Origin of the sequence: Nocardia barduliensis (assembly GCF_013315795.1) — a bacterium.
Lineage (GTDB): Bacteria > Actinomycetota > Actinomycetes > Mycobacteriales > Mycobacteriaceae > Nocardia > Nocardia barduliensis.
The window spans coordinates 1-7,392 of sequence record NZ_JABLTE010000198.1 but is presented as its reverse complement, the minus strand read 5'-3'; the positions used below and the strand labels follow the sequence as shown (position 1 = coordinate 7,392).

Annotated in this window: 7 protein-coding genes; 2 read left to right on the top strand and 5 right to left on the bottom strand. The window is 67.5% G+C overall.

Annotation, left to right across the window (positions count from 1 at the left end):
- Positions 1 to 866, top strand: an 866-nt coding sequence (locus HOV91_RS37960) for an FAD-dependent monooxygenase (RefSeq protein WP_174190028.1), incomplete at its 5' end; no start/stop codon positions are given.
- A gap of 120 nt (positions 867 to 986) precedes the next feature.
- On the opposite strand, the gene HOV91_RS37955 is transcribed toward HOV91_RS37960, so the two are convergent.
- From HOV91_RS37955 to HOV91_RS37935, 5 genes are all read right to left on the bottom strand, one after another.
- Complete coding sequence (locus HOV91_RS37955; protein WP_174190027.1) at positions 987 to 1,451, bottom strand: hypothetical protein; 465 nt, start codon at positions 1,449 to 1,451, stop codon at positions 987 to 989.
- A 179-nt stretch (positions 1,452 to 1,630) separates the two neighbouring features.
- Complete coding sequence (locus HOV91_RS37950; protein WP_174190026.1) at positions 1,631 to 2,131, bottom strand: helix-turn-helix domain-containing protein; 501 nt, start codon at positions 2,129 to 2,131, stop codon at positions 1,631 to 1,633.
- 302 nt (positions 2,132 to 2,433) lie between these two features.
- Positions 2,434 to 4,269: an adenylyl-sulfate kinase gene (gene cysC / locus HOV91_RS37945; RefSeq protein WP_174190025.1), complete on the bottom strand. Its 1,836-nt coding sequence runs from the start codon at positions 4,267 to 4,269 to the stop codon at positions 2,434 to 2,436.
- A complete protein-coding gene (gene cysD, locus HOV91_RS37940; RefSeq protein ID WP_174190024.1) occupies positions 4,269 to 5,201 on the bottom strand; it encodes a sulfate adenylyltransferase subunit CysD in 933 nt (310 codons plus the stop codon). The genes cysC and cysD overlap by 1 nt, the downstream gene beginning before the upstream one ends.
- Before the next feature lie 9 nt (positions 5,202 to 5,210).
- The gene (locus HOV91_RS37935; RefSeq protein ID WP_174190023.1) at positions 5,211 to 6,110 is read right to left on the bottom strand and encodes a helix-turn-helix domain-containing protein; all 900 of its coding nucleotides are present in this window, start codon (positions 6,108 to 6,110) and stop codon (positions 5,211 to 5,213) included.
- Positions 6,111 to 6,194: 84 nt separating this feature from the next.
- Here HOV91_RS37935 and HOV91_RS37930 point away from each other — a divergent pair, with 84 nt between their 5' ends.
- Positions 6,195 to 7,358 carry a hypothetical protein gene (locus HOV91_RS37930; protein ID WP_174190022.1) on the top strand — a complete coding sequence of 388 codons (1,164 nt, stop codon included), beginning with the start codon at positions 6,195 to 6,197 and terminating at the stop codon, positions 7,356 to 7,358.
- Positions 7,359 to 7,392: the final 34 nt, after the last annotated feature.

The window sequence follows — 7,392 nt, the reverse complement described above, 5'->3', positions numbered from 1 at the left end:
GGGTCACCTTGGGCCCCGCCGCCTCGACCGCGCTCGACCGGATCGGTCTGGGCGAGCGGGTCAGAGCGGCCGGATTTCCGGTGGTCAGCGTCAGCACCGTCGACCTGGTCACCGGGCGAACGGGATCCTTCGCCCGGACCGAGCCCGGTCATCGCTGGTCCAGTACCCACGTGTGGCGCAAGGATCTGCTGGCCTTGCTGCGAGAACGCTTGGAAGAAGCGAGCATTCCGTGCGAGTACGGAACTCGCGCCGATCCGGGCAGGCGAACAGGTGATCTGCTGGTCGGCGCGGACGGTGCTCGTTCGGCCACTCGGCGCATGCTCGGTGATCTTCGCGAGCCCACCTACACGGGCCAATCGATCCGGTACGGACATTGCCCGGTTCCGGCGCGTGGGTTACCGAGGCACGTGCTGCACTTCTGGTCGCACTCGGCGGGTGTGGTGGGGTATGTGGGGGACGACCGTGATGGATCGTTCTGGTTCAGCAGGCGAAACGTCGCGTCCGCGGCTTCGGCGGTCGACCCCGACGTGTTTCTCGAGGCATTGCGGGCCACCCCGGTGGCGGAGGTGCTGGAGCGTTCCGAGGTGAGTGCGCCGATCGCACTGTACGAACTCGAACCCGAGGGAAGCTGGCACAACGCGGATACCGTCCTGATCGGCGACGCCGCCCACGCCGTTTCGCCGGCAGCGGGACGGGGCGCGACCTCCGCCATCGAGGATGCGATCGTCCTGGCGAGAACCCTGCGCAGTGCCGACTCCATCGCCGCGGCGCTGGAGTCCTATACGGCGCTCCGCCGACCGATAGCGCAAGCGACCTTTCGACCGGGACCTGCGCCGCGAATCTCAGCGGCGGATCTGCAACTCTGACTGGCAAGGCGCCCCACCTGCCTGTGTGCTCCGCGTGCTCGACGCGATCTGCGCGCCAGCCGGGCAGCGGTGTCCCGGCCGACGTGTTGCGGTATCGGGTGGGCGGGTCTGCTGACCGCCTCACCAATCGGGCTTCGGTATCAGCTCTGCCTTTGCTTGTGCGAGGAGGTCGCTTTGCAGCGACGAGCAGTGCGCCCACCAGTCCGGGTAGGTCACCGGGTCCCGAACGACGTCGTGCAATCCCCGGGCATGAGCGATTACGCGATCCCGCAGGGCGTCTGAGCAGATGAGCTCGACCCGCTTCTCGGCCAGCCAGACGCTTTCGATGAGTCGCTTGAGATCGGCGGGGGTCTCTCCGCGCTCTCGGATATCGAGTTCTCCTTGGAGTCGCTGTGCGGTCTCGAGGTAGTCGATGATCGCTGACTTCAGCTCATCTCTGCGGGCAAGGTGACTCTCCGCGAGGAACTTGAGCTTCGCCGCACGCGCCGAACTCCGCTGCACCATAACCGTTGCCGATGCGCCGAGCCCCGCGCCGAGTAGCGGCAGCAGGCCCGTAACCAACGTTGAGACGATCCCTGTCGACATGCCTTCAATTCTCGCGATCGGTTGCCGATCTTGATCCCGATTGCCCGATGTCGCCGGTCACAGGGCCGGGTCGGTGCGCTGACCTCGCGGAGGTCCATAACGGCCAGCCGGTCGGCACAGCATTACGCTCCGAAACCCGATCGGTTCGAAAACCGCGTCGATCGGCGATAGCCGATCGCTCAGGTGCCGGTGGTTTTCTCACCGTCATCCGGAGCGGCCGGTCGGCGGTAGAGTTCGTGCTGTTGGAGATCGCGCAGGATGTTGCCGACTATGTTGCCGAACGTCGACCTGCCGAGCGCGTTGAGTGTGCTGAGTTCGGAGAGGCGGAAGCCGATCGCCTCCACGCCCGCCTCGGACAGCTCTGCGCCCAGCCGGGATTCGATGTCGGCTTGCTGTGCGGCGGCGCCGTCGAGGAATTCGCGCACGTCCACGCCCAAGGCCACGGAAATGCCCTCGATGGTGCGGAAACTGGGATTGCGGACGCGTCCGAGCCGGATGTGCGAGACCTGGGCCGGGCTCAGCGGATAGCCGAGCGCGGTCGAGCGCTCGGCGATGTCTTTGTTGGAGTAGCTCCGCGAATCCCGCTGCTGCGCAACGTCGATCACCCGATTGAGGTGCCGCGCGATGGGGCCCGCGTCCTCCGTCGGCTCCTCGCTGCTCTCATCTCCCTCGCCAGACACGATCTGTGCACCAACCTCCCGAGCCGGCCCGTCACTGTGCATAGATGGTATCCGGCGGTAAAGGATCAGAGCGCATCGGCTAGTCGCCTAGCGCTTTACAATCGAATCCTATCGCTCTACGCTCGTATCCGAACCGATTAGGGGGTCGTCGCCCGAACGTCGGCCTCGTGTATCGACTATGGAGGGGATAGCCGATCCACGAACGGCATCGACGTTCGGCCGCGGACGAATGCGGCTCGGCGACGAATCGGGGAAGTCGAAGGGCAGACGGACGATGGCCGTCTGCCCTTCGACGTGCGTGCTCAGTCCATGCGACTCAACCTGGCGATAACAGTCGCCGCCATCGATGTCGGGTCGCCGTGATCGGGGCGTAGGACGATTTCGGCTTCGGTCGGTGCTTCGTAGGGGGCATCGATGCCGGTGAAGTCGCGGATCTCGCCGGCGCGGGCCTTGGCGTACATGCCCTTGGGGTCGCGGGCTTCGCAGACCGCCAGTGGCGTGTCTACGAATACCTCGAGGAACGGGATGCCCGCGGCCTCGTGCGCGGCGCGGACGCGGTCGCGGTCGGCGCGGTAGGGGCTGATCAACGAGACGACGGCGACCACACCGGCTTCGGCGAACAATTTCGCTACTTCGCCGACGCGGCGGACGTTCTCTTCCCGGTCCGCGGCACTGAACCCGAGATCCGAATTGAGCCCGTGGCGCAGATTGTCGCCGTCGAGCAGGAAGGCCGGGCGACCCGCGGCCACCAACCGGCGCTCCAATTCCACGGCGACAGTGGACTTGCCGGAGCCGGACAGACCGGTCAGCCAGACCGTCAGGCCGCGGGTGGCGCGCTCGTCGCGCTCGACGGCGGTGGAGTGCCAGACCACCCGGGAGGACGGCAGGCTCGGACCGGTGATCATGCCTGCGGCGACGGTGTTGTTGGTGGTGTCGTCCACGAGGATGAAGCTGCCGGTGGCGCGGTTGCGGCGGTACGGGTCGAACAGCAAGGGCTGCCGGGTGCGCAGCTGGACGCGGCCGATCTCGTTGAGCGACAACGACTCCGCGCGCTCGTCGCGGTGCAGGGTGTTGACGTCGAGCCGGTAGTCCAGGGAGCGCACCTCGGCGGTGGCGGCGCGGGTGGTGTGCCGGATGGTATAGGTGGCGCCGGGTGTCAGCTGGATGTCCTCGGCGAACCAGCACACCATCGCGTCGAGATCGCGGCCCGCGTTCGGGCGGTTGTTCGGACGGCAGATCAGGTCGCCGCGGGAGATGTCCAGCTCGTCGGCGAGTTGGATGGTGACCGCCTGCGGCGGAAACGCTTCCGCGACCGGTGCGCCGCCCGGCCCCCAGATCGCCGCCACCGTAGTGGTGAAACCCGACGGCAGCACCGCCACTTCGTCACCCGGCTTGAAGACCCCGCCCGCCACGGTGCCCGCGTATCCGCGGAAGTCCTGCGCGTGGCTGCGGGTGACGTACTGCACCGGGAAGCGCGCATCGATCAGGTTGCGGTCGGAGGCGATGTGCACCTCTTCCAGGTGGTGCAGCAGGGGAGTGCCCTCGTACCACGGCATGCTCGCGCCACGGTGCACGATGTTGTCGCCGTGCAGCGCCGACACGGGCACGAAGGTCAGATCGGAGACGTCGAGCTTGGAGGCGAACCGGGCGAATTCCTCGCGGATCTCCTCGAACCGCTCCTGCGACCAGTCGACCAGGTCCATCTTGTTCACGCACAGCACCAGGTGCGGGATGCCGAGCAGACTGGCCAGGAACGCGTGCCGCCTGGTCTGTTCCACCACGCCCTTGCGGGCGTCCACCAGGATCAGCGCCAAGTCGGCGGTGGAGGCGCCGGTCACCATGTTGCGGGTGTACTGCACGTGCCCCGGGGTGTCGGCGATGATGAATTTTCTTCTCGGCGTGGCAAAATAGCGATGCGCCACGTCGATGGTGATCCCCTGTTCGCGTTCGGCGCGCAGGCCGTCGGTGAGCAGGGCCAGGTTGGGATAGTCGTCGCCGCGGTCGCGGCTGGTGCGCTCCACCGCGGCGAGCTGATCGGTGAACAGCGTCTTGGAATCGAACAGCAGCCTGCCGATCAGCGTCGACTTGCCGTCGTCGACGCTGCCCGCGGTGGCCAGGCGCAACAGTGTGGTCGTCATCAGAAGTAGCCTTCGCGTTTGCGGTCTTCCATGCCTGCCTCGGAGATGCGGTCGTCGGCGCGGGTGGCGCCGCGCTCGGTGACCCGCGCCGCGGCGACCTCGGCGACCACCTCCGCGGGTGTGGCCGCGGTGGATTCGACGCAGCCGGTGCAGGTCGCGTCGCCGACGGTGCGGAACCGCACGGTGGCCTCGTAGGGCTGCTCGCCGTCGAGCAGGTGGAGAAAACGGGTGTGCGCCAGCAGCATTCCATCGCGCTGCACCACCGGCCTGCGGTGGGCGTAGTAGAGCGGGGGCAGTTCGATGCCCTCGGCGGCGATATAGCTCCAGATGTCCAGTTCGGTCCAGTTCGACAGCGGGAACACCCGGATGTGCTCGCCCGCGCGGTGCCTGCCGTTGTAGAGGTTCCACAGCTCGGGGCGCTGTCTGCGCGGATCCCACTGACCGTACTCGTCGCGGAAGCTGAACACCCGCTCCTTGGCGCGGGCCTTCTCCTCGTCGCGCCGCGCGCCGCCGAAGACCGCGTCGAACGCGCCCTCCTGGATCGAGCGCAGCAGCGTCGTCGTCTGTAGGCGATTGCGGGAGGCGCGCGGCCCGGTCTCCTCCACCGCCCGTCCCGCATCGATGTCGTCCTGCACGCGCCCCACCACCAAGCGCAGGCCCAGGCGCGCCACTGTCGCGTCGCGGTAGGCGATCACCTCGTCGAAATTGTGCCCGGTGTCGATGTGCAGCACCGGGAACGGCAGCGGCGCGGGCCAGAAGGCCTTGGCCGCCAGGTGCAGCATCACCACCGAGTCCTTGCCGCCGGAGAACAGCAACACCGGGCGCTCGAATGTCGCTGCCACTTCACGGAATATGTGCGCCGACTCGGCCTCGAGCGCGTCCAGGTGGGGCAGCTCGTAGGTGCTCGCCGTCGACTTCGCGTACTGGCTCACACCGCAAAACTAGAACACGTTTCGGTCACTGGTCAATGGTTTGTGTCCGCCCGAGTTCACCGTCACCGCGTCGGCGGCGGCTACCAGCGCTGTGCCGCGGCGGGCGATCTCGGCCCCGGTGATGGAGCGTCCGACGTACATCGTGAGCACCATGTTCTGCCTGCCGTCGGCGTCGTAGGTCGGCGCGGCGAGCAGGCTGACCGCGTGCTCCTTGCGCGGCCGCAGATCCGCGCCCAGGTACACCCGCTCGCCGAGGCTCGTCACCAGCTCGCCGACCAGTTCGCGCAGCTCGGGCGGTAGATCGCGGTCGGCGACCCCGGCCAGCAGCGAGTACAGCCGCCGCCCGGCCGTGGTCATGCTCTCCACCAGGAAGCCGCGCTCGCGACATTCGGCGACGACGCGGCGCAGGCGCGTTTCGTCCTGCCGCAGCGGCACCGCGGGCGGCTTGGCCAGCCAGTCGTCGAACGCCGCGTCGGTGTCCCAGAGCACGTACATCAGGCCCACCGGCGGCGCGAAATGGTAGGCCGCGCCCACCTTCACCAGGCCGGGGCCGGTGCTCTCCAGCACCATGATCTGCTCGCCGACCACCGCCGACGCGGTGCAGGTGGTGTGGTAGCGAGCGGAGAGTTTCTCCAGCTCGACGCGGGCGAGGGCGGAGATGGCGAAACTGTCCTGCGCCACCCGGCCCGCGGCGATCAGCGCAGGTCCGAGCCCGTAGGTGCGGGTGTCGGCGTCGCGCACCAGGTAACCGCCCGAGGTCAACTCGGTGAGGATGCCCAGGCAGGTCGGCTTGGCGAGGTGGAGCTCGCGGGCGAGTTCGGAGAGCCCGAATCGTTTCCCGCGCTGTTCGACGAAGAAATCCAGGACCTGAACCACCCGTGCGGTGGGTGCGGACCGACGGCCGACCATTGACCACTCCTAGAACACGTTCTAATCTTTCTGTAATCGAAATGTACCAGAGTGGTACATATTTGGAACACCGGAGAGAGCCTCTTGCTGACACAGCCGTTCGCGGACGCCATCGCCGCCGCCGAGCAGATCATCACCGGAGCCGCGCACATCCGCACCGAACAGGACCTCGTCGAGGGTTACGACTATCTGGCGGGCAGCATCCGCGCGTCGTTGCAGATGGCCTGGGCCTACGAGCGGGACTTCCCGTTCTTCGTGATGTCCACCGGCCCCTACACCAAGATGGGCTTGGACAACCCCGACACCCTCTATTTCCACTCCTATCTGCGGCCGGACGCGGAATACGTGGTGACCGGCACCCGCGGCACCACCCGTGACCTGAGCTTCCAGGTGCTCAACGGCAACTATTCGCCGGTGGACGTGCCCGACAGCCTCACCGCCTTCGACGACCGCGAACTCGACATCCGCCCGGACGGGTCCTACGAGCTCCGGTTCGGACCGGGCGAAGCGCGCCGCGGTTACGTGCACCTGGGCGACGACGCGGCGATGCTCGTGGTGCGCGAGGTGCACAGCGATTGGGCGAGCGAGAAGGCGGGCACGATCCGCATCCAGCGGGTGGACCGGATCGGCGCCGCGCCGCCGCCGTTGACCAAGGATGTACTGACCAAGCGGTACGGCGTGGCGGGCAAGATGCTGGTGTCGCGGTTGCAGACCTTCCTCGCCTTCCCGGAATGGTTCTATCTGAACCTGCCGGTGAACACGCTGACCGAGCCGAGGCCGACGCCGGGCGGCCTGAGCACGCAGTTCTCCTCGGTCGGTCACTACGACCTGGACGACGACCAGGCCATGATCATCACGGTGCCCAAGTCCGACGCCCCCTATCAGGGCTTCCAGCTCGGCAGCATGTGGTATCTGTCGCTGGACTACATCAACCACCAGACCAGCCTCACCGCCGACCAGGCGCAGGTGGACCCGGACGGGATGATCCGGCTGGTGGTCAGCGAACGCGACCCCGGTCTGGCCAACTGGATCGAGCGCACCGGGCACGCCAGGGGATACCTGCAGTTCCGCTGGCAGCGGTTGTCGCGGGAGATGAAGCCGGACGACGGGCCGACGGTGGAAGTGGTGCCCGTCGCCGACCTGCCCGCCCGCTTGCCGTTCTACGAGCAGGCGAGCGTCACGCCGGAGCAGTGGCGGGCCCGGATCGCGGCGCGGCAGGTGGCCGTGGCGGAGAGGATGCTGGGCTGATGTTGTTGCAGGACAAGGTGCTCGTCGTCTCCGG